Source organism: Piezobacter thermophilus (genome assembly GCF_055386745.1).
In genome coordinates, this window is sequence record NZ_AP042380.1 from 2,713,754 (window position 1) to 2,734,515 (window position 20,762).

The following is a 20,762-nucleotide window of genomic DNA, read 5'->3' on the forward strand; positions in this document are numbered from 1 at the left end:
GCCCCCTGCCTCGATCGGATCGCGCAAGCGATCCGATCCCCTCAGTACCAGACATCCGGGACCGCCTCCTTCTTCCGGGCAATGAAATCCCGCAGGCCTTCATCGATTCCCTCATCCAGCGGCGGGGCTTCGTATTCCGCCAACAGCTTCTTCCAGCGGGCATTGGCGCGGGCAGCCATGTCGCTCCTTCCCTGCTCATCCCACGTCTCCCAGGGCTGGTTGTCGTCCAGAGCACTGTCCCAATAGGCGCTCTGGTAGTGGCGCAGGGTGTGGGCCGTCGAAAATAGATGCTGCCCCGGCCCGCATTCGGTCAGAGCCTCGAAACCCAGCGCATCCTCGTTCACCTCGATCCCGCGCAGATACGCGTGCAGGGCGCCGCAAAGGTCGGTGTCGATCACGAACTTCTCGTAGGACATGGACAGCAGCCCGTCGAGGAACCCGGCCGAGTGCAGGATGTAGTGCGCCCCGCTTTGCACCGCCGACAGCATCGACATCAGCCCCTGGCTCATCGCCTGCGCATCGGGCAGCTTGGAATTGGTGAAATTGCCCGCGCAGCGCAGCGGCAGGTTCAGCCGCCGGGCAAGTTGTCCCATCGCCAGCGAGCCCAGCGCCGCCTCGGGCGTGCCAAAGGTGGGCGAGCCCGAACGCAGCGACATGGTGGACTGGAACGAACCCAGCACCACGGGCGCGCCGGGGCGGACAAGCTGGGCGATGGCGCAGGAGGTCATGCTTTCGGCAAGGCACTGCGCCACCGATCCGGCCATGGTCAGGGGCGAAACCGCCCCGCCCAGAAGAAACGGCAGGTGAATGGAGCCCTGCCCCGCCACGGCATAGGTGCGGATGCCGCGCGAGGTCACCCCGTCGATCACCAGCGGCGAGGTGGTGTTGAAATTGCCCATGATGACGCAGTTCCGGTCAACGAAATCCGCACCGAACAGGATCCGGCACATCTCGATCGAATCAGCGGCACGTTCCGGCGCGGTGACCGAGCCCAGGAACGCCCGGTCGGAATAGAGGATATGGGCATGGACCATGTCGAGATGGCGCTTGTTCACCGCGATGTCGGTGGGTTCGCAGATCGTGCCGCCCGAATGGTGCAGCCAGGGCGAGGATTGACCCAGCTTCACGAAGTTCCGGAAATCCTCGATCGTGCCGTAGCGGCGGCCGCGGTCCAGATCCATCACGAAGGGCGAGCCGTAGGAGGGCGCGAAGACCACCGCGTCGCCGCCGATCTCGACCGAGTTGGCCGGATTGCGCGCGTGCTGGGTGAAGCGCGCTGGCGCCGATTTCAGGATCTCCCGGATCATTCCCGGCTCGAACCGGATGTTCCAGACCTCTTTCGAGATCTCCCGCACCTCTCCCCCGGCTTCACGAAAAAGGCGCACGGTCTCCGGATCGTCCCGGAACTCGATACCGATCTCGGCGAGGATACGCTCGGCGGTCCGCTCGATCCGCTCGAGGCTGTCCTCGTCCAGAAGGTCGTGGGGCGGAATGCGCCGGGTGATCCACGGCACCCGAAGATGAGCGTTGGGCGCGGCCCCTCCGCCGGTCCGCCCGCGCCGTGCCCGCCGCCGCACCGTTCCCGGCGCCCCGGTCGCCGTCATCGCCACTCCTCCCGTCGCGAACCGATTTCTCGACATATGTGTCGAGCATAGCTACTATCATGTCAAGTTTGTTGCTGAACCGACCGGCCGCTGTTAAGGGCTCGGCATGGACATGAAGACCACATCCCGCCAGCGCGGATCGGAAGAGGCGTGGCTGCGCGGCGCCTGCGCGTTGCTGAAAGAGGCCGGCGTGGAGGCGGTCAAGGTGATGCCGCTGGCGCAGCGGCTGGGCCTGTCGCGCACAAGCTTCTACTGGCATTTCAAGGACCGCGACGCCCTGCTGGAGGCCCTGGTTCGACGCTGGGAGGAACGCAATACCGGACAGCTCGTGGCGCGCTGCGAGGCCTATGCGGAAAACATCTGCGAGGCGATGTTCAACCTGTTCGACTGCTGGCTCGACGACGCGCTGTTCGACGCGGGGCTCGATCTGGCCATCCGCAACTGGGCGCGCAACGATCCGGCCCTGCAGGAACGGCTGGACCGTGCCGATGCCCGGCGCAAGGCAGCGATCGAGGCGATGTTCACCCGCTTCGGCTATGCGCGGGCCGAGGCCGAGGTGCGCGCCATGACCGTGATCTATACCCAGATCGGATATATCTCGATGCGGGTGAGCGAGGATCGCGCGGCGCGGATCGCCCGGATGCCGGCCTATGTCGAGGTGTTCACGGGGGTCAAGCCGTCGGACAGCGACATCCGCCGGTTCCTCGCACGGCATCGCGACTGATCCCTCCCCGACCCGTTTCCTTTGACGCCGGCCCCGGTCGCGTGGTTCGATGGCCGTGCCGTTCGCCGCAGGGCAGGAGGAGATGATGAAGCCACCGCTTCCATCCACGCCGGCCGAGGTGCTGCACATCACCTCTGCATCATCGCGGCTGATCATCCCCGTGGTGACGGGGCTGGCCGAGCGGTTGGGCTTCTGGCGAACACCGCTGCGCAACGCCGCCGCCGCAAGCGAGGAGATGGGACCGCTCGATTCGCTTTACTGGATCCACAAGTCGAAAAACCCAGTCGCCCGGCCCGAACCGGCGCCGCCGCCGGGCGGGGAGATGAACCGCGATCCCGGCACTGTCCGCCTGCCCGAGGGGTTCGAGCCCGCGGCCTCGGTCACCATCGGCGCGGCCGGCGATCTTCTTCGCGTCTGGGACATCGAGGAATCGGTCGGCATCCTGTTCGAAGGGGTCGCCGACCTGCTGTTCGATCAGGACATCTCCATGGCCAACCTCGAATCACCGGTGACGACGCAGCCGCTGATGGAGGAGGTGATCGGCGATACGGGTCCGTCGATCGAATGCTGCGCCCCTCGCCATTTCGAGGTGATGACACGGCACGGCGACCGAAGCTTTACCCTTCTGCACACCGCCAACAACCACATTTTCGACCTGGGGCTGAAGGGGCTCGAAACCACGCTTGCGGCGATGGACGCGGCGGGCATTGCCGATCTGGGCACCAACCGCACGCCGAGCAGCTACGGGCGCGGCATGGTGCTGGAGCGCAACGGCATCCGCATCGGCTTCGCCGCCGCCGGGTTCGGGCTGAACGGGCACGCGCTGCCCGAGGAGGAGCGCTACCGGATCCACGTCGCGCCGCTCGTTCCCAAGGGGCGGGCGCCGGACCTGACCCTGCTCCGGCGCCAGATCGACGACTGCCGCGAACAGGGCTGCGATTTCGTGATTGCCTCGCTCCACTGGGGCTACGAGTTCGAATTCTTCCCCCGCAACGCCCAGATCGCCGCCGCCCGCGAGCTGACCGAATACGGGGCGGATGCCATCATCTCGCATCACCCGCACGTCATCCAGCCGGTCGAGTTCTACCGCACCCGGCGCGACCCGGACCGGATCGCGGTGATCGCCTATTCGCTGGGCACTCTCACATGGGGCTTCATGGCCCCGCATGTTGCGCTCAGCCTGATCCTCAACCTCAAGCTCGCCAAGGGGACGTGGCAGGGTGAGACGCGGACCTATGTGGAGAAGGTCCGCCTCACCCCCGTGCTGCGCAACTGCACAGCCGTCAACGGCAAGGTGGAGACGCGACTCGAAAAGCTGTCGGCGCATCCTGCCCCCGGCGGCAGCCCGCTGCCGGCCGGACAAGCCGAGCGGGCCGCGGAATACGCCGGGCTGGTGCTCGGGCCGGGATGGGTCCGCGAGGGCCCGGCGGCCCGGTAACCGGCGCGCCGGTTGGTCCTCGCAGGGGTCAGATCGCCTTTTTCAGCGCGTCCACGAGGTCGGTCCGCTCCCAGCTGAAGCCGCCCTCGGCATCGGGTTCGCGGCCGAAATGGCCGTAGGCCGCGGTACGCTGATAGATCGGCTTGTTCAGCTTCAGATGTTCGCGGATGCCGCGCGGGCTGAGGTCGATGATCTTGCCCACGGCCTTTTCGATCTCGGCATCCGGCACGTCGCGACCGGTGCCGTGGGTATCCACGTAGATCGACAGCGGCTTGGAAACCCCGATGGCATAGCTCAGCTGCAGCGTGCAGCGGTCGGCCAGGCCGGCGGCGACGATGTTCTTGGCGACATAGCGCGCAGCATAGGCCGCCGAGCGGTCCACCTTGGTGGGATCCTTGCCCGAAAACGCACCGCCCCCATGAGGGGCCGCGCCGCCATAGGTATCGACGATGATCTTGCGCCCGGTCAGGCCCGCATCGCCGTCCGGCCCGCCGATCACGAACTTGCCCGTGGGGTTGACGTGCCATTCGGTTTCGTTGGTCAGCCAGCCGTCGGGCAGGGTTTCACGGATATAGGGCGCGACGATTTCGCGGATGTCGTCGCTGGTCAGTTCCGGGTCGAGATGCTGGGTCGAAAGAACGACCGAGCTTACCCCCACCGGACGGCCGTCGCGGTAGATCACCGAAAGCTGCGACTTGGCGTCCGGGCCCAGCGCGGGCTCGGTGCCGTTCTTGCGCACCTCGGCCAGCCGGCGCAGGATCGCGTGGGCATACTGGATCGGGGCCGGCATCAGCGCTTCGGTCTCGTTGGTGGCATAGCCGAACATGATGCCCTGGTCGCCGGCGCCCTCGTCCTTGTCGCCCGAGGCATCGACGCCCTGGGCAATGTCGGCGCTCTGGGCATGCAGGTAGCTGTCCACCTTCAGGTTGGCCCAGTGAAAGCCCTCCTGCTCATAGCCGATGTCCCGCACGCAGTAACGCGCGATCTCCTCGACGCGCTGGATCACGCTGGCAGGGCCGCGCACCTCGCCACCGATCACGACGCGGTCGGTGGTGGCAAAGGTTTCGCACGCGACGCGCGCATAGGGGTCTTCGGTCAGGAAGGCATCCAGAACGGCGTCGGAAATGCGGTCGCAAACCTTGTCGGGGTGGCCCTCGGAGACGGATTCCGAGGTGAAGATGTAGTTCTTGCGGGACATGAAAGGTGCTCCATTGGTGTGTAACCCCGCCACGCCAGGAAGCCGTTGTGACGGGTCAGGGGTCCAGTTACGCGGCGCCCCCTGCGGGGTCAACTCCCCTTTTGGCGGGCATGGGCACGTTGTTGCATGACGACGACCCCGGCCAGTGCCAGAAGCAGCAGGAAGACCGGCGAATCGCCGGTGCGGGAATAAAGGGTCGGTGCCAGAGGCGCCGGCAATTCGGCGTCGAGATACCCAGCCTGTCCCAGCGGCAGGCTGCGGGTGATGCGCCCCAGCGGGTCGATCATGGCCGAGATTCCGGTATTGGCCACGCGGATCATCGGCAGGCCCTGTTCAATGGCCCGCATCCGCGCCTGCGCCAGGTGCTGCCAGGGCCCCGAGCGGGTTCCGAACCATGCGTCATTGGTGATCTGCAACAGCATTCGCGGACGCCCGGGTGCGCCGTTCACGTCCTGGGGAAAGACCGCCTCGTAGCAGATCAGCGGCAGCGCGCTGCCCAGCGCGCCCAGCTCCAGCAGCTTCGGGCCGGGGCCGGGCGTGTAGCCCTGCCCCTCGCGTGCGGCGAAACCGCGCAACCCGAAGCGTGCCGCCAGATCGCCGAAGGGGATGTATTCGCCGAAGGGCACGAGGTGTTGCTTGTCATAGATACCGGCGGCACGGCCGGCCTCGTCCAGCACCACCAGCGAATTGTAGATCCGCGCCCCCTCGCGCCGCTGGATGCCCAGCGCCACCGGCACCCCGTCCGCCGCCCGGGCGATGGCCGCAAAGGCCGCGTCCGCATCGTTCAGCAGCACCGGCACCGCGCTTTCGGGCCAGACGATCAGGTCCGGCCGTGCCCCGTCCCTGCCCGGCGCGGCGGTGAAATCCACCTGCCGGCGGAAATAGACGGGGATCCAGGCGGGATCCCATTTGCGGTCCTGCCGGGCGTTGGGCTGGATCAGGCGCACGGTCTTGCCGGTCGGGACGACATCGGGCTGCGCCCGCACTGCGGCAAGCCCGGCCAGCACCAGCAGCCCCGCCGGGATCAGCCCGGCCAGCACCGCACGCGGCCGCCGCCCATGCACCAGGGCAAGCCCCGGCGGCAGCGCCACTGCCAGCGTCGCCAGCCCCAGCCCGTGCGGCCCGATCCACGCCAGCAGCGCCGCCACGCGGGTATCGGTCCAGATCTGCGCAAGCCCCGCCCAGGGAAAGCCGGTCAGCAGATAGGCGCGGCCGAATTCGGCCAGCCCGAAGGCAAGGATCAGAAGCCCGACCCGCGCCCCCGCCCCCCGCGCCAGCCGGTGTGCGGCCCAGAACGCCGCCCCCCAGAACAGCGCCAGCCCCCCGGCCATGAAGATCAGCGCGAAGGGCGCCATCCAGCCATAGCGGTCCGGTTCGACGAAGAACGGCTCGACGATCCATGTCAGCGCCCGGGCGAAATAGCCCGCCCCGAAAGCCCAGCCCGGCAACGCCGCGCGCCACGGTGTCTCGGCGAAAAGCAGCAGGGCAGGCATCGCCGCCAGCCCCGCCAGCGTCAGCGGCCACCAGCCCCAGGGCGCCAGCCCCAGCGCAGCCAGCGCCCCGAGCAGCGCAGCCGCGCCCATGCGCAGCCACAGCGGCCAGCGGTGCAAGGCCGTCACGCGGCAGCCTCCGGCAGGCGCACGCGCAGCCGCTTGATCCGGCGGGGATCGGCATCCATCACCTCGAACTCGGTGCCGTCGGGGTGCACGATCACCTCTCCGCGCGCGGGCACCCGCCCGGAAAGCATGAAGACCAGCCCGCCCAGGGTGTCGATCTCTTCCTCGTCCACGTCCTCATGCGCGGTCAGGGAACGGCCGATCTCGGCCTCGAATTCCTCCAGCGGGGTCTTTGCCAGCGCCACGTAGCAGCCCGGCTTTTCCCTGACCCAGGTGCGATCTTCCTCGGTGTCGTGTTCGTCCTCGATTTCGCCCACCACCTGTTCGATCAGGTCCTCGATGGTCACCAGCCCGTCCACCCCGCCATATTCGTCGATCACCAGCGCCATGTGGCGCCGTTCCGCCTGCATCTTGGCCAACAGCACACCGATGGGCATCGAGGGCGGCACGAACAGCAGCGGGCGCAGCATGGAGCGCAGGTCGAATTCCCGCTCTTCGCAATTGAATCCGTGGGTCAGCGCCAGATCCTTGAGGTGGACGAATCCCAGCGGCCGGTCCAGCGTGCCTTCATAGACGGGGATCCGGCTGAGCCCGCTTTCGCGAAACACCTGCACCAGTTCGTCCAGACCGATGGTATCGGGCACGGCGACGATCTCGACGGTGGGAATCGCCACGTCCTCGACCCGCAGCCGCCGCAGGTTCATCATGCCACGCGGATTGTCGCGGACCCCTTCGCGGGCGGCATCGCCCTCGTCCCGCCTGTCCTCGCCCTGGGTCAGGGCCTCGATGATGCGTCCGAAGAAACCGGGTTTTCCCGACCCGTCGCCGGGACTTTCGCCCTCGTCGGTCCGCGCGCCCGCCGCCCTTGCCGGCTGCGCGTGGGCGCCACTGTCTGATCCGTCCATCGATCCTTTTCCAAAACGGGCCGATCCGGCCCCGATCATCCCCTATATGGGTCTTCGATGCCCAGTCTGCCAAGTATCCGCGTCTCCAGCCCCTCCATCAAAGTGGCATCCGGGTCACGGACATGGTCATAGCCCAGCAGGTGCAGCAGACCGTGGACGAGCAGATGGGTCACGTGGTCCTCCATCGGCTTGCCTGCGGCGCTGGCCTCGCGGGCGCAGGTGTCGAAGGAAATCGCGATGTCGCCAAGGGCGATCTCGCCGGTGAAATCGGGTCGTGGCGGAGCGGGGCGCTCGCCGGCCCGTTGCGGGGCCAGGTCCTGCGCGGGCCAACTGAGCACATTGGTGGGCGCCGGCCGACCGCGGAATTCGCCGTTGAGTTCGGCGATGCGGGCATCATCGGTGGCCAGCAGGCTGACCTCGCATTGCATTTCCACCCCCAACTCGGGGAACGCCAGCGCCCCGGACAGGGCGCGCCGGGCCAGCGCGGCAAGGTCCAGTGCATTCCAGCGGTCGTCGTCAATGGTCAGCTCGATTGTCGGGATATCGTTCATGCCGGCAAACTATCCCGGTCCTTCGCCGGAGGACAGGGGATTTTCGGTTGACGGAGGAAGGCGGAGGACTTATCCGATAAAAAAACTCGGAAATTGGGGGCGCAAGCATGACAAGGCCTGGCAAGAGCGACTTTCGGCTGGTCGAGCCGCGCAAGTGGATGCTGATTGCGGCCACCGGGCTGGCGGCGGCACAGGTTTCGCCCGCCCTTGCGGCCGGCGACGGCGGCGAGGCCGGAGAGGCAGGCGTGGTGCTGCCGCCTGCGGTGGAGGCCGGAGAAGCGGGCGAAGCGGGAGAGGCAGGCGAAAGCGGCGTTTCCCGCACCAACGGGCCGGCGGGCTTCCTGACCGAACTGGGCATGTTCGAGGCAACCATGCGGATTGTCGGCGGGCTTTACGCAGAAGGCCTGGTGGCGCAGGCGCAAGAGCACTTGGAAAACGCGCACCATGCCGATTACGACGAAGTGAGGGACGACCTGAAGACGTTCGGCGCCCCGCCTTTCGAGGACAAGGCCCGCGCCTTTGCCGAGGCGGTGGCGGGCGGAGCCGACGCCGCGACCGTGGCACAGCGCAAAGCCGCTCTTCTGGCGGCCATCGACGCGGCACGGACGGCGGCACAGGTCTCACCGCGCGACCGGGTGCTCTCGATCAGGGCGCTGGTTGCCGCAGCAGCCGCCGATTTCGACGGCGGCGTGAAGGACGGCCAGGTCACCTTTGCCCCCGAATACCGCGACGCATGGGGGTTTGTCGCCACTGCGCGGGCCCGGGCCGAGGCCCTGGCGGCATCCGAGGATGCAGCAGTGGCCGGTGCCGGGCGCGCGGTGCTCGGACAGCTGGACAAGGTGGCACCGCTGCTGCCATCGCTGTCGGCCTCGCGCGTGGAGGGGGATCCGTCGGTGCTCTATGGAGCGGCCGGCTGGATCGAGATCATCTCACTGCAACTGAAGTGATCCGATGCCGATCGTTCTGAGCGACGTGCTGAGCGCAACCGAGGCGCAGGTGCTGCGCGAAGCGGTCCTGACGCTGGACTTCGAGGACGGCAGGGCCAGCGCCGGACCCGTCGCGCGGGCCGTCAAGGACAATCTTCAGGCAGTGCCGGGGCCGCGCACCGATGCGGTCCTGGAGAAGGTGCGCTCGGCATTGCTGGCTCATCCCCTTTTCCAGGCGGCGGCCTGTCCCAAGGCGGTGGCCAGGATGATCGTGTCGCGCACCGAGAACGGCGGGCAGTATGGCAACCATGTGGACAACGCCCTGATCGCTGGCGCCCGGGCGGACGTGTCCTTCACCCTGTTCCTGTCTCCGCCCGACAGCTATGAAGGGGGGGAACTGGTGATCGGCGACCGGGTCGAGGACCGGGCCTTCAAGCTGGGACCGGGTGAAGCGATCGTTTATCCGTCGAACACGCTGCACCGGGTCAACCCGGTGGTTTCGGGCTGTCGTCTCGTGGTGATCGGCTGGGTCACGAGCTGGGTGCCCGATCCGCAGAAGCGGGAAATCCTGTTCGATCTGTGGCGGGCGATCGACTGGGCGGAAGGCGAAGAGCGCAGGGTTCTCCTGTCGAAGGCGCGGTCGAATCTGTTGCGGATGTGGGCGGTGTAAGGCCGCGTTGCAGGCGGGGGCTCTGCCCCCGCTCCCCCGGAGTATTTTCAGCAAGAGGAAGGGCAGAGCGCGGTCAGGTCCGGCGGCTGTCGGCGTCGTAGGCTTCGATGATCGCCGCGACCAGCGGGTGGCGGACGACATCGGCCGAGGTGAAGTAGTTGAAGCCGATCCCCGGCACCGATTTCAGCAGACGTTCGGCATCGGCCAGCCCCGAAGGCATGCCGCGCGGCAGATCGACCTGGCTGCGGTCGCCGGTGACGACCATGCGCGAGCCTTCTCCCAGACGGGTGAGAAACATCTTCATCTGCATGGTGGTTGCATTTTGCGCCTCGTCCAGCACGACGAAGGCGTTCGACAGCGTTCGCCCGCGCATGAAGGCCAGCGGCGCGATTTCGATCCGCTTGTCCTCCATCAGCTTGGCCAACTGCTTGCCCGGCAGGAAATCGTTCAGCGCGTCATAGAGCGGCTGCATGTAGGGATCGACCTTTTCCTTCATGTCGCCGGGCAGGTAGCCCAGTTTCTCGCCCGCCTCGACCGCCGGGCGCGAAAGGATGATCCGATCCACCAGCCCGCCGATGAACATGGACACGCCCACGGCCACGGCGAGATAGGTCTTGCCGGTCCCGGCCGGACCGATGCCGAAGGCAAGCTCGTTCTCGTAGAGCGAAAGGACATAGGCCTTCTGCGCCTCGGTGCGCGGCTCGACCACCTTGCGGCGGGTCCTGATCTCGACCTTGCCGCCCCTGAACATTTCCAGCTGTTCGCCGCCGGGAGCAGATTCGGCGCCGCCCATGCGCAGTTCGCGGTCGATGTCGGCGGCGGCAACCTCGCGCCCGGCCTCGAGCCGGTCGTAGAGCGCCTCGAGCACCTCGACGGCCTGCTTCTGCGCCTCTTCGTCGCCCATCACCACAAGCTGATTGCCGCGCCGGACGATCTGAACGCCCGTCTTTCTTTCGATTTCGGCAAGGTTCCGGTCGTATTCGCCGCACAGGTCGATCAGCAACCGGTTGTCGGGGAATTCGATCCGCACTTCGTGCGGCGTGTCGGTACCGCGGTTCTGGGTCAGCGCGCCGATGGCCAATCCGTTCTCCTCATGTGCCCGTGTGATTCGAAGGTGCCAATTCCAGACGCGCCATTCAAGCGAAGGCGCGCGATTTTCACCCGGTTGCGACGAAAAATGACCGCCCCGCGGTCGGGGCGGCCGGATATCGCGCCATTCCGTATCGCCTCAGAGCGAATCGGCAATGGTGTTCTGCTTCTTGAACGGCCCCACGGCATATCCCGGCGGGGCAACGCCCGAGCAGACCGGCTTGCCGTCACGGTCGAGCCGCTGCGAAAGGTAGCCTTCAAGGCCGTCATCGATGATCCAGTGGTCGCATCCGGTGGGATCGACCCAGATGCCGGCGGTCATCGTGCTGAGGTCGTGCTTGTCGAAAAGCTGATTGTCCACCGTCTTGTCCCGGATCGGCGCACAGGCCGTCGCCCCCAGAGTGGCGAGGATCACGAAGTTTCTCAGAAGTGCCATGACCGCCCCCTACTGCACGCACATGATTTCGACGCGGCGATTCTTCGCCATGTTCTCGGGCGAGGTATTCGGCACCCGCGGCTGGCGCTCGCCCAAGCCCTGAACATCGTACACCTTCGCGCCGACGCTCCTGGCCACCTTCGCCACGGCGTTGGCACGGTTCTTCGACAATCGAAGATTATAGGCGTCCGAGGCCCGGCTGTCGGTATGCCCCTTGATGATGAAACCCCGTGCATTGGCCGACTTGAAGAATTCCCGCAGGCGCTGTTTGCCGGCGGCGCTGATGCGATAGCTGTCGGTGGCGAAGAACTGGTCCGTCGGCATGGTACCGCACAGGTTGATCGTGCGGCAGACCGGCTTGCCGTCGCGGGTCACGTGAGGGGTCATGTAGCCTTCGGCCCCGTCATCCATGACCCAGTGTTCGCAGCCGTCGGGATCGACCCAGATGGTCGGCATGTATCTTTCGCCCTTGACGACCTTCCGCCCGCCATCGGCGCCCGCGTGGGCCACCTCGGGAATGACCGACATGATCGAGGCCACGGCAATCACCAGGGCCGCGACGATGCGGCAGATCCTGCTTTCAATCACGACTTGTCCCTCACCCTTTTCCCTGCAATGCGTGCCCGCCCGGACTGCGCGGACGACCCGACAAACGAATTGCCGACAGGTTAGGCAAGTAGAACCCGCTTGTGAAGCAGATTTCACCACATATTGTGTCTCATCCCAGAACACTCACAAAAATATGCGCGCACTGTCTATAATATCGCAAAGATTGGGGACTGCTTCATCGTCCTTCCGTGCAGCGGTGCAAAGCCCGCCCCTACGGCACTTTTTCAGCCGACCAGCTCGCCAGACAGCGAGTTGGGCCCGGACTCGGTGATGCGCACCCGCGCGATGTCGCCGGTCCGGGCACGCCCGTCGCGGACATGGACCGCGTGCAGGTATTCCGACTTGCCCACCACCTGCCCCGGCAGGCGGCCCGGCCGCTCGAACAGCACGCCGACCTCGCGCCCGACCATGGCGTCCTGAATCGCCCGCTGCTGGCGGGTGATGAGCGCCTGAAGCCGCTGCAGGCGATCGGCGGCCTCATCGGGGGCGACCTGCGCCCGTTCGGCCGCCGGGGTGCCGGGACGCGGCGAGTACTTGAACGAATAGGCCTGGCCGTAGCCCACCGCCTCGATCAGGTCGAGCGTGGCCTGAAAGTCCGCTTCCGTTTCCTCCGGAAAGCCGACGATGAAATCGCCCGAAAGCAGGATGTCGGGGCGGGCGGCGCGGATGCGCTCGACCAGCCGTAGATAACCTTCGGCGGTATGGCCGCGGTTCATCCGCTTGAGGATCCGGTCCGAGCCGGACTGCACCGGCAGGTGAAGATAGGGCATCAGCCGCTCACATTCGCCGAAGGCGGCGATCAGGTCGTCGGCCATGTCGTTGGGATGCGAGGTGGTGAAGCGGATGCGCGCCAGCCCGTCAATGCGGTGCATCTCGCGGATGAGCCGGGCCAGCGACCAGTCCGCGCCATCCGGCCCGGCGCCGTGATAGGCATTCACGTTCTGACCCAGCAGGGTGATCTCGCGCACGCCGCGCGCGACCAGGTCGCGGGCTTCGGCAAGGATGCGCCCGGCCGGGCGGCTGACCTCGGCCCCGCGGGTATAGGGCACCACGCAGAAGGCGCAGAACTTGTCGCAGCCCTCCTGCACCGTCAGAAAGGCGGTGGGGCCACGCGACGCCCGGGGCCGGGTGCCGAGATGCTCGAACTTGTCCTCGGCGGGGAAATCGGTATCCAGCGCCTTTTCGCCTGCGCGCGCGCGGGCTTCGAGATCCGGCAGGCGGTGATAGCTTTGCGGTCCGACCACCAGGTCCACCAGCGGCTGGCGGCGCATGATCTCTTCGCCCTCGGCCTGAGCCACGCAGCCGGCCACGGCGATCTTCAGATCCGGGCGCGCCGCCTTGAGCCCCTTGAAGCGGCCCAGCTCGGAATAGACCTTCTCGGCCGCCTTTTCCCGGATGTGACAGGTGTTGAGCAGAATCATGTCGGCCTCTTCGGGCCGGTCGGTCTGCTCATAGCCCCGCCCGCCCAGCGCCTCGGCCATGCGTTCGCTGTCATAGACGTTCATCTGGCAGCCATAGGTCTTGATGAACAGCTTCTTGGGGGCGGTCATGTGCGGCGCCTTCCTGTTTGCGGGGCTCGGCGGCTTCACATAGACCTTTCGCGGCGGCCTTGCAATGCGCGCGCATTTGTCGGAACCTTCCCGCAAAAATGGCAGGCAGGGCAAAGCGGAGCGGTTCATGCGGCACCCGTCCTTCGATTCCTTTCTCAAGGTGGAAAAGGCGCTTCTGGCCGAGGGGCCGGTGGCGATGATCTTCGTCGAGGACGAGGTGGAGGTCGCCACCACCCTGCGCCATCACCTCGCCTGCGGGTTCCGGTCGGTGCTTGCCTTCATGCCCGAGGATTTCGACCTGCCCGCGGACGTCGGGGAAAAGGTCCACCGCATCGCCTTCGACTGCGGGCTGAGGGGCGCGGAATTCGAGGCGATCAACCGGATGATCGCAGCCGCCCCCGGCACGTGGTTCTACTACTGCTACAACGCCGAATACCTGTTCTACCCGTTCTGCGAAACCCGCAGCGTGGGCGAGATGCTGACCTTTCACGCCGAAGAACGGCGCGATGCGATGCTGTGCTATGTCATCGACCTTTACGCCGACGACCTGGAGAAGTTTCCGAATGCCGTATCGCTGGAACGGGCCCATCTGGACCGCACGGGCTATTACGCCCTGGCCCGCCCCGACCCCGAGACCGGCCACCCGCGCGAGCGGCAGCTCGATTTCTTCGGCGGGCTCAAGTGGCGCTACGAGGAACACGTCCCCAAACCCCGCCGCAAGATCGACCGCATCGCCCTGTTCCGGGCCAGGCCGGGGCTGGAGCTGCTGCCCGATCACACCTTCAACGATCAGGAATACAACACCTATTCCTGCCCCTGGCACCACAACCTGACGGCAGCGATCTGTTCGTTCCGCGTGGCCAAGGCGCTCAAGCGCAATCCCGGCTCGACCTTCGACATCCCCACCTTTCGGTGGCACAATTCCACCCGGTTCGAATGGCATTCCCGGCAGTTGCTGGACCTGGGGCTGATGGAACCGGGTCAGTGGTTCTGAACCGCCCGCTTCGGTGACGCGCCCGTTTTCGCCCCCCTGCCCCCGGCGCCGGCCGCGCGGGCCTGTTCAAAATGGCATTTCTGGTTCATAATTCGAACCACGCAAGAGAAATGCCGCACCGGGGAGGAAAAACGCCATGATCTCCAGACGCGCCGTGCTTGCCGGGCTGGCTGCTGCCGCGTCGGCCGCCAACATCGCCCACGCACAGGAAACCGACGAGTATGAACCGCCCGTGGATGCCGACGGGCTCTATACGCAGGAATGGTTTCACACCTCGTTCCTCGACATGTCCGAAGACCTCGCCGACGCGGAGGCGCAGGGCAAGAACCTGATGATCCTGTGGGAACAGCGCGGCTGCCCCTATTGCCGCGAGCTGCACCGGGTGAATTTCCGCCGCAAGGACATCGTGGACTTCCTGCAGGACAACTACCTTGTGGTGCAGTTGAACCTCTGGGGCGACCGCGAAGTGACCGATTTCGACGGCGAGACCCTGCCGGAAAAGCGGATGGCCAAGAAATGGTTCGTCAACTTCACCCCGACGGTCATGCTGATCAACCGCCGCGACATGGGCGCCAGATCGATGACGGAGGCCGAAGCCTTCCGGATGCCCGGCTATTTCAAGCCCTTCCACTTCCTGTCCGGCCTCCAATTCGCCGCCGGGGACACGTATCGCTCCCAGCATTTCCAGCGCTTCGTGCAGGAGCGCGCCGACCGGATGCGCGAACAGGGGATCGAAGTGGAACTCTGGAAGTGATGGCGCGGGCGAGGCATGACGCCCCGCCCGGCCCGCCACCCGCCGCGAAATCCGCCGGTTCGGCGCGCACGCTCTGGACGCCCGCGCCGGCGCCCGCTAGCCATGTGCCGGACAGATGGGAGGCACATGATGGAAACCCTGTCGGAAAACCGCTGCTTCGGCGGGACCCAAGGCGTCTACCGCTACCGCTCGCAAGCCTGCGACTGCGACATGACCTTCGGCCTGTTCCTGCCAGAAGAGGCCCGCGACGGCCCGGTGCCGGTGCTGTGGTACCTTTCCGGCCTCACCTGCACCCATGAAAACGCCATGACCAAGGCCGGTGCGCAGGGCTGGGCGGCCGAACAGGGCATCGCCGTCGTCTTTCCCGACACCAGCCCGCGCGGAGAAGGCGTGGCCGACAGCCCGGATTACGACCTCGGACAGGGGGCCGGGTTCTACGTGAATGCGACGCAGGCCCCGTGGGCTGCGCATTTCCGCATGTGGGATCATGTGGCCGAGGAACTGCCCGAACTGCTGGCCGGAACCTTCCCCATCGATCCCGACCGGCAGGCGATCACCGGTCATTCCATGGGCGGGCACGGGGCGCTGACGCTGGCCATGAACCTGCCGGGGCGGTTCCGCTCGGTCTCCGCCTTCGCGCCGATCTGCAACCCGACCGGGTCGGACTGGGGGCGCAAGCAGTTTCGCGCCTATCTGGGCGGGGACGAAGCCGCGTGGGCACGCCACGACGCGACGCTGCTCATGCGCGAGCGGGGCCTCGACGTGCCGCTTCTGATCGACAGCGGCACCGATGACCAGTTCATCGACCTGCTGCGCCCCGAAGCGCTGGCCGCCGCCATCGCCGCGCGCCGCCAGTCGGCCACGCTGCGGTTCCAGAAGGGCTATGACCACAGCTATTTCTTTGTCGCCAGCTTCATGGAAGATCACGTGGCCTTCCATGCCGAGGCGTTGTGGGGCTGAGAGGGGTGGCGCTTTACGTCGATGCCGATGCCTGCCCGGTCCGGGCCGAGGCCGAAAGGGTGGCCACGCGCCACGGGCTGAAGATGTTCGTGGTCTCCAATGGCGGGCTGCGCCCGTCACGGCATCCGCTGGTCGAGACCGTGATCGTGGCCGAGGGCGCGGACGAGGCCGACAGGTGGATTGCCACCCGCTGCGGGCCGGGCGACGTGGTGGTGACCTCCGACGTCCCCCTTGCCGCGCGTTGCATCGAGGCCGGCGCACGGGTGCTGCGTCCGAACGGAGAGCCCTTCACACCCGGAAATATCGGCGCGCAGCTGGCCATGCGCGACCTGATGGCCGACCTGCGCGCGGCCAGCCCGCTGGGCGGTGGGGGCGGGGGCCGGCCGTTTACCCGCGCCGACCGGTCGCGGTTTCTCGACGCGCTCGAGCGCGAGTTGCGCGCCGCGGCACGCGATTGCGCGGACAACGAGGCGCGGGGATGACAGTGCAGGCGGTCGTCTTCGACATCGGAAACGTGCTGATCGGCTGGGATCCGGTGCGCTTCTACGACCGGCACATCGGCGCGGGCCGCCGCCGCGCCCTGTTCGCGGCCGTCGATCTGCACACCATGAACCTTGAGATCGACCGCGGCGCCCCGTTCCGCAAGACGGTCGAAGCCACCGCTGCCGCGCACCCGGACTGGCGCGACGAAATCCTGCTGTGGCACGACGCCTGGCTGGATTTCACCACGCCCATGCCGCGGGCAGAGCGGCTTCTGCTGGCGCTGCGGCGGCGGGGCGTGCCGGTCTTCGCGCTAAGCAATTTCGGCCCCGAACCGTTCGAACTGGCCACCTCGCGTTATCCAATCCTGCGCGAATTCGACCGGGTTTTCCTCTCGGGCCATCTGGGCGTGCTCAAACCCGACCCGGAAATCTACAAAATCCTCGAATCTGGCGCCGGAATGCCGCCCGGCGCCTTGCTCTTTGCCGACGACCGGCCCGAGAATATCGAAACCGCCCGGCGCCGCGGATGGCGCGCCCACCTGTTCGACGGCCCGCAGGGCTGGGCCGGGCGGCTGGTGGCCGAGGGTCTGCTGACACAGGAGGAAGCCCGATGACCGTTCCCTTCATTCCCTTCGCCGAAGGCGAGGCGCTGCTGGACTGGCTGGAGCTGACGCAGGCGCTGGCCGATGCCCACGACCTGCCGAAGGCCGAGATCGGCGACACCTTCCTCTACCGCGATCCCGATACCATGCTGACCCGCTCGGCCTGGATCGACGGGCTGGGAATGGCGGTCAAGACCGCCAACATCTTTCCCCGCAACCCGCAGATGGGCGCGCCGATGATCCACGGCGCGGTCTGCGTCTATTCCGACCATGACGGGTCGCTTTCGGCGCTGGTAGATTTCCACCTGGTGACCAAGTGGAAGACCGCCGGAGACAGCCTGCTGGCCGCGCGCCGCCTGGCCCGCCCCGACAGCCGCGACATCCTGATCGTGGGCGCGGGCACGGTGGGCCGATCGCTGGTCGAGGCCTTCGGAGCCGGCTTTCCCGGCGCCCGCATCACCCTGTGGAACCGCACCCGCCAGCGGGCCGAGGCGCTGGCGGCCTCGCTGCCCGGCGTGAGCCTGACCGACGATCTGGAGCAGGCCGTGCGCGGCGCCGACATCATCGTGACGGCCACCATGTCCTCCGATCCCGTGATCCGCGGCGAATGGCTGCAACCGGGCCAGCATCTGAACCTGATCGGCGCCTACCGCCCCGACATGCGCGAGGCAGACGACGACGCGCTGCGCCGCGCGCGCATCTTCGTGGACAGCTTCGACACCACGCTGGACCATATCGGAGAGCTCAAGACCCCCCTCGCCGAAGGCGTGATCGCGCGCGAGGACGTGATTGCCGATTTCTACGACCTCGATGCCTTCACCCGCTGCGAGGAGGCCGAGATCACCCTGTTCAAGAATGGCGGCGGGGCGCATCTGGACCTGATGACCAGCCGCTACATCCTGGACAAGTGGCAGGCCGCCCGCTGACGACGGCTCCGGCCGGGGGGTGCTTTTCAACCCCGCCGCCACGCGATATGCAGCCGGCCATGAACGACGTATCCAGCCTTTATGCCGCCGCCCTGCGCGACGGCATCATTCGTTCCGACCCGGCGCAGCAGGCGGTGCTGCCCGAACTCGACCGTATCCGCGCGGGCGTTCTTGCCCCGCCCCGGCGCGGCCTGTTCCGCAAGCCGCCTCCGCCGCCCAGGGGGCTGTACCTGTGGGGCGGGGTCGGGCGCGGCAAGTCGATGCTCATGGATCTGTTCGTGGACAGCCTTGACGGCGGCGTGCCGGTGCGGCGGGTGCATTTCCACGCCTTCATGCAGGAGATCCACGAGGCCATGCACGCCGCCCGCCGGCGCGGCGTCCGGGACGCGCTGGCGCCCGCGGCGGCCGAGGTGATCCGGCAGGCGAAGGTGCTGGCCTTCGACGAAATGCAGATCACCGACATCACCGATGCCATGATCGTGGGCCGGCTGTTCGAACACCTGTTCGAGGCGGGGGTAGTGATCGTCACCACCTCAAACCGCCCGCCCGACGACCTCTACAAGGACGGACTCAACCGCCAGCTGTTCGTGCCCTTCATCACGCTGATCAAGGAACGCATGGTCGTGCACGAACTGGCCGGGCCGACCGACTACCGCCTGGGCCGCATCCAGGGCAGCCCGACCTGGTTCAGCCCCGACGACTCCCGGGCCCGCACCGCCATCGACGCGCTGTGGCGCGACCTCACCGGCGGCCGGTCCGAGCCACTGACCCTGCACGTCAAGGGCCGGGAAATCCTGATCCCGCATTTCCACAACGGCGTCGCGCGCATGAAGTTCCACGACCTGTGCGGCCGCCCCCTCGGCCCGGCCGACTATCTGGCGCTGGCGGCCGAGGCCAGGGTCCTGATCGTCGAGGACATCCCCCGCCTGTCGCGATCGAATTTCAACGAGGCCCGCCGCTTCGTCACCCTGGTCGATGCGCTATACGAGGCCCGCGTGCGGCTCATCTGCTCGGCCGCGGCTGAACCCGAGATGCTCTATGTCGAAGGCGATGGCGCGTTCGAATTCGAACGCACCGTCAGCCGGCTGCGCGAGATGCAAAGCGACGAATGGGCAACGGGCTGAACCTCTTCCAGACCATCACCCTGCCCGCACGCGTTCCACCCGGCAATCGCCCCTGCCCGCTGCAACGCGCCACGCCCTGCAAGAAACATCCCGCAGAAGATGCGGGGCTTTACCACCTCCGCGGTCCGCCTCTTCCTCTTGCTCCAAATACTCCGGGGGTGAACGGGCCGCAGGCCCGGAGGGGGCAGAGCCCCCTTCATCGGCGCCCCGTCAACCTGCTCCGACCAGACCAGCTCAGCCGCGCCGGCCACGCGCCTGCCCCTCACGCGCCCGCACCACCTGCAACAGCGGCATGAGCGCCCCCATCTCCGGGCCGCGCTCCATCCCCGTCAGCGCCTTGCGCAGCGGCATGAACAGCGCCTTGCCCTTGCGCCCGGTCGCGGCCTTCACGGCCGCCGTCCATTCGGCCCACGTGTCGTCGTCGAAGGGCCCCTCGGGCAGCAGCGCCAGCGCCTGTTCCACGAAATCGCGGTCCGCCTCGTCGATCAGGGGTTCGGCCCCGTCGCGGCACAGCGCCCACCATTTTTCAAGATCGTTCAGCGTGGTGATGTTCTCGCGCGCCACTAGCCAGAACCGCTCGGCCATCTCCTCAGGCACGCCCAGCGCCAGAACCTTGTCGCGCACCGCCGCGAAGGGCAGGGTCTGCAGATAGCGCGCGGTCAGCGGAAAGAGGTCGTTGACGTCGAACCGGGTCGGCGCGGCGCCGAAACGCGAGATGTCGAAGCCCTCGATCAGTTCGGCCATGTCGGTACGAAGCACCACCGGATCGGACGAGCCCAGCCGCGCCATCAGGCTGAGCAGCGCCATCGGCTGCACCCCCTGTTCGCGCAACTCGCGCAGCGCCAGCGTGCCCAGCCGCTTGGACAGGGGCTCGCCCTGCGGGCCGGTCAGAAGCGAATGATGGGCAAAGCGTGGTGGCGTGCCGCCCAGCGCCCGGATGATCTGGATCTGGGTGGCGGTATTGGTCACATGATCCGACCCGCGCACCACGTCGGTCACGCCCATCTCCATGTCGTCCACCACCGAGGCCAGCGTGTAGAGCACCTGCCCGTCGCCCCGGATCAGCACCGGGTCGGAGACGCTGGCGGCGTCGATGGACACCTCTCCGAGGATGCCGTCGGTCCATTCGATGCGTTCGTGATCGAGCTTGAACCGCCACACGCCGTTGCCGCGCTCGGCCCGCAGCGCCTCCCTTTCGGCCTCGGTCAGCTTCAGCGCCGCGCGGTCATAGACCGGGGGACGGCCCATGTTCAGCTGCTTCTTGCGCTTGAGATCAAGCTCGGTCGGGGTCTCGAAGGCCTCGTAGAAGCGGCCGATCTCGCGCAGCCGGTCGGCGGCCTCGGCATAGCGGTCAAGCCGCGCGGACTGGCGCTCTTCGCGGTCCCAGGTCAGGCCGAGCCATTCCAGATCTTCCCTGATGGCATCGACATATTCCTGGCGGGAGCGTTCGGGGTCGGTGTCGTCGATGCGCAGGATGAAGGTGCCGCCGGCCTTGCGGGCAATGAGCCAGTTCATCAGCGCCGTGCGCAGGTTGCCGACATGGATGTAGCCGGTAGGGGACGGGGCGAAACGGGTGGTGGTCATGGTTGCCTCCTGTTGTCGGC

The 20,762-nt window shown here is 67.1% G+C and carries 21 protein-coding genes and 1 riboswitch; of the genes, 11 read left to right on the forward strand and 10 right to left on the reverse strand.

Annotated elements, in window-relative coordinates; genetic code table 11:
* Positions 1-41: 41 nt before the first annotated feature.
* Entirely contained in the window at positions 42-1,604 is a 1,563-nt protein-coding gene (locus ACZ5CM_RS13090; RefSeq protein WP_464639213.1) for a trimethylamine methyltransferase family protein, read from the reverse strand.
* 106 nt (positions 1,605-1,710) lie between these two features.
* On the opposite strand from ACZ5CM_RS13090, the gene ACZ5CM_RS13095 reads away from it, so the two are divergent.
* Entirely contained in the window at positions 1,711-2,328 is a 618-nt protein-coding gene (locus tag ACZ5CM_RS13095; RefSeq protein ID WP_464639214.1) for a TetR/AcrR family transcriptional regulator, read from the forward strand.
* A gap of 49 nt (positions 2,329-2,377) precedes the next feature.
* A complete protein-coding gene (locus ACZ5CM_RS13100; protein WP_464639215.1) occupies positions 2,378-3,766 on the forward strand; it encodes a CapA family protein in 1,389 nt (462 codons plus the stop codon).
* Positions 3,767-3,794: 28 nt separating this feature from the next.
* On the opposite strand, the gene metK is transcribed toward ACZ5CM_RS13100, so the two are convergent.
* From metK to ybeY, 4 genes are all read right to left on the reverse strand, one after another.
* A complete protein-coding gene (gene metK, locus ACZ5CM_RS13105) occupies positions 3,795-4,964 on the reverse strand; it encodes a methionine adenosyltransferase (protein WP_464639216.1) in 1,170 nt (389 codons plus the stop codon).
* A 6-nt stretch (positions 4,965-4,970) separates the two neighbouring features.
* A riboswitch (SAM-SAH riboswitch) is annotated at positions 4,971-5,021 on the reverse strand.
* A gap of 32 nt (positions 5,022-5,053) precedes the next feature.
* Entirely contained in the window at positions 5,054-6,583 is a 1,530-nt protein-coding gene (gene lnt / locus ACZ5CM_RS13110; protein WP_464639217.1) for an apolipoprotein N-acyltransferase, read from the reverse strand.
* Positions 6,580-7,485 carry a hemolysin family protein gene (locus ACZ5CM_RS13115; RefSeq protein WP_464639218.1) on the reverse strand — a complete coding sequence of 302 codons (906 nt, stop codon included), beginning with the start codon at positions 7,483-7,485 and terminating at the stop codon, positions 6,580-6,582. Before ACZ5CM_RS13115 ends, lnt begins: the two co-directional genes overlap by 4 nt.
* A 35-nt stretch (positions 7,486-7,520) precedes the next feature.
* Positions 7,521-8,036: an rRNA maturation RNase YbeY gene (gene ybeY / locus ACZ5CM_RS13120; protein WP_464639219.1), complete on the reverse strand. Its 516-nt coding sequence runs from the start codon at positions 8,034-8,036 to the stop codon at positions 7,521-7,523.
* Positions 8,037-8,143: 107 nt separating this feature from the next.
* Here ybeY and ACZ5CM_RS13125 point away from each other — a divergent pair, with 107 nt between their 5' ends.
* Both ACZ5CM_RS13125 and ACZ5CM_RS13130 read left to right on the forward strand, forming a co-directional pair.
* Entirely contained in the window at positions 8,144-8,983 is an 840-nt protein-coding gene (locus ACZ5CM_RS13125) for a hypothetical protein (protein ID WP_464639220.1), read from the forward strand.
* 4 nt (positions 8,984-8,987) lie between these two features.
* Entirely contained in the window at positions 8,988-9,632 is a 645-nt protein-coding gene (locus ACZ5CM_RS13130) for a Fe2+-dependent dioxygenase (RefSeq protein ID WP_464639221.1), read from the forward strand.
* Positions 9,633-9,705: 73 nt separating this feature from the next.
* On the opposite strand, the gene ACZ5CM_RS13135 is transcribed toward ACZ5CM_RS13130, so the two are convergent.
* The 4 genes from ACZ5CM_RS13135 to miaB form a co-directional block, all read right to left on the reverse strand.
* Positions 9,706-10,713 (reverse strand): PhoH family protein, encoded by a 1,008-nt coding sequence (locus ACZ5CM_RS13135; protein ID WP_464639222.1) that lies wholly within the window; start codon positions 10,711-10,713, stop codon positions 9,706-9,708.
* Between the two features lie 147 nt (positions 10,714-10,860).
* Positions 10,861-11,157 (reverse strand): hypothetical protein, encoded by a 297-nt coding sequence (locus tag ACZ5CM_RS13140; protein WP_464639223.1) that lies wholly within the window; start codon positions 11,155-11,157, stop codon positions 10,861-10,863.
* A gap of 9 nt (positions 11,158-11,166) precedes the next feature.
* Entirely contained in the window at positions 11,167-11,685 is a 519-nt protein-coding gene (locus ACZ5CM_RS13145; protein WP_464642610.1) for an OmpA family protein, read from the reverse strand.
* A gap of 305 nt (positions 11,686-11,990) precedes the next feature.
* Entirely contained in the window at positions 11,991-13,316 is a 1,326-nt protein-coding gene (miaB, locus tag ACZ5CM_RS13150; protein WP_464639224.1) for a tRNA (N6-isopentenyl adenosine(37)-C2)-methylthiotransferase MiaB, read from the reverse strand.
* A 127-nt stretch (positions 13,317-13,443) separates the two neighbouring features.
* Between miaB and ACZ5CM_RS13155 the strand changes: the two genes are divergently transcribed.
* The 7 genes from ACZ5CM_RS13155 (at position 13,444) to zapE (ending at position 19,158) form a co-directional block, all read left to right on the forward strand.
* Positions 13,444-14,310, forward strand: a complete 867-nt coding sequence (locus ACZ5CM_RS13155) for a hypothetical protein (protein ID WP_464639225.1) — start codon at positions 13,444-13,446, stop codon at positions 14,308-14,310.
* Positions 14,311-14,446: 136 nt separating this feature from the next.
* Entirely contained in the window at positions 14,447-15,064 is a 618-nt protein-coding gene (locus tag ACZ5CM_RS13160; protein ID WP_464639226.1) for a thioredoxin family protein, read from the forward strand.
* Positions 15,065-15,193: 129 nt separating this feature from the next.
* Complete coding sequence (fghA, locus tag ACZ5CM_RS13165) at positions 15,194-16,024, forward strand: S-formylglutathione hydrolase (RefSeq protein WP_464642612.1); 831 nt, start codon at positions 15,194-15,196, stop codon at positions 16,022-16,024.
* Between the two features lie 5 nt (positions 16,025-16,029).
* On the forward strand, positions 16,030-16,506 hold the full coding sequence (locus ACZ5CM_RS13170; RefSeq protein ID WP_464639227.1) for a YaiI/YqxD family protein: 477 nt from the start codon (positions 16,030-16,032) through the stop codon (positions 16,504-16,506).
* A complete protein-coding gene (locus ACZ5CM_RS13175) occupies positions 16,503-17,120 on the forward strand; it encodes an HAD family hydrolase (RefSeq protein ID WP_464639228.1) in 618 nt (205 codons plus the stop codon). Before ACZ5CM_RS13170 ends, ACZ5CM_RS13175 begins: the two co-directional genes overlap by 4 nt.
* Positions 17,117-18,034 (forward strand): ornithine cyclodeaminase family protein, encoded by a 918-nt coding sequence (locus ACZ5CM_RS13180; RefSeq protein WP_464639229.1) that lies wholly within the window; start codon positions 17,117-17,119, stop codon positions 18,032-18,034. Before ACZ5CM_RS13175 ends, ACZ5CM_RS13180 begins: the two co-directional genes overlap by 4 nt.
* A 59-nt stretch (positions 18,035-18,093) precedes the next feature.
* Positions 18,094-19,158, forward strand: a complete 1,065-nt coding sequence (gene zapE / locus ACZ5CM_RS13185; protein WP_464639230.1) for a cell division protein ZapE — start codon at positions 18,094-18,096, stop codon at positions 19,156-19,158.
* A gap of 234 nt (positions 19,159-19,392) precedes the next feature.
* Here the strand turns inward: zapE and gltX are convergent, their stop codons facing one another.
* Positions 19,393-20,742: a glutamate--tRNA ligase gene (gene gltX / locus ACZ5CM_RS13190; RefSeq protein ID WP_464639231.1), complete on the reverse strand. Its 1,350-nt coding sequence runs from the start codon at positions 20,740-20,742 to the stop codon at positions 19,393-19,395.
* Positions 20,743-20,762 lie beyond the last annotated feature (20 nt).